The organism is Bradyrhizobium sp. P5_C11_2 (assembly GCF_054049755.1).
Window position 1 is genome coordinate 1 of record NZ_JBFULT010001002.1, and the last position, 1,365, is coordinate 1,365.

Below are 1,365 nucleotides of genomic sequence, written 5' to 3' on the forward strand. Positions count from 1 at the left end.
AGCCAACCCTGCGCGCCGACGCCGTCGCGTCCACCGCACCCCTGCCCGCGTCCCGTGACGGCCGCGAAACGCCCCTTGTGGCGGGCCGGGATGTCCAGGGTTGTACGGCAAACCAGAATTTCTGTAAATACGAATGTTTTGATGGCGAGCGATTGACCCAATGATGGTGTGTTTTGCCCGTCGGGCAACGCAATGGATCGTAGCCCGGATGGAGCGCAGCGAAATCCGGGGAGCGGCTCCCGCGGACACAGCTGTCCCGGATTACGCTTCGCTCCATCCGGGCTACGAGACTACTTTGCCGCGGGCTCATCACAGCTGGATATTCCACGGCATTGAGGGTAGATCAATTCGTCCGATACAACCGCGACAAATGCCAGAGCCGTCGTCGGCGCTGGAATGAGGCGAAATCGATGAGCAAGACGAAAACTCCACAGGACAAAAAGCAGCAGAGCTATGAACTCGACCGACGCAATACGTATGGCGAAAACCAGAAGAGCAGCCGAAAGAACATTCCACGCAGCAAACAGCTCTCTCATCAAGACGAGCGCCGCTCCGTGCGGCGGGTTTTACTCTCTGCGCAAGGGAGTATTGCAAGTGAAGTCGCAGACGAAGCGCAATCGCAGGTCCTGATCAAAGGTCGGGTGAAAAAACTGCAAGGATTTCGCAAGTCACCGGATAGCCCTTTGGGCGAGGTCATCAAGCGGCGTTTGCGTAAGCGAGCGGCAGAGGTGGAATGAACTGACTCGATCCAATCGCAAAGGTGGAGTTGGATGGGTTTCGCTTCGACTACCCACCCAACGAGCCGGCATATTTCAATACAGCGCGGCTCGGAGAGTCATGCTATCAATCGCCGAACCAAAGCTGTTTGAAGGACGCGGATGAAAAACACGACGCTCTTGGCGCTCAGCTGCATGGTTGTTGGCGTCTGGTCACAGGACAGCGCGAGAGGACAGACTTCCCCCGCGCCGCCGGTCTCGCTCGCTCCGCCCAAAGCATCGCCGCAAGCGGGCACCAAAAATTCTCCGGCGGCGTCTGACGGCGTGTCGTCGATACCGGCGACCGGTGGGCCTCCATCCTTGCCGAATCCTGCCGCCGATTACGATGGCTTTAGCGTCGRCACCGTCGAGGACAATGGCACGCCGGATCAGGCGACCCGACCAATGCGGTCACGCGCAGCAAAAGGCTCCAAGCCCAATCCGGATACAAAAGGCGTCGCGGCACAGGAAGCGATCGATCAGGAAGACGAGGCGTTGAAACGCAAGCTGACGATCTGCAAAAGCTGCAAGTAGAAGGCGACGGCACCGAAGCGCCGATGCAATGGACCGCGACGGTYGGCGGCCCGCCGCGGCAAGATCGCCTGTAATC

Annotated in this window: 2 protein-coding genes; both read left to right on the plus strand. The window is 59.2% G+C overall.

Annotated features, from left to right (window positions below):
• Nucleotides 1–410 precede the first annotated feature (410 nt).
• Entirely contained in the window at nucleotides 411–737 is a 327-nt protein-coding gene (locus tag ACXJL8_RS41110; RefSeq protein ID WP_456623647.1) for a hypothetical protein, read from the plus strand.
• Between the two features lie 141 nt (nucleotides 738–878).
• Nucleotides 879–1,289, plus strand: a complete 411-nt coding sequence (locus ACXJL8_RS41115; protein WP_456687044.1) for a hypothetical protein — start codon at nucleotides 879–881, stop codon at nucleotides 1,287–1,289.
• Nucleotides 1,290–1,365 lie beyond the last annotated feature (76 nt).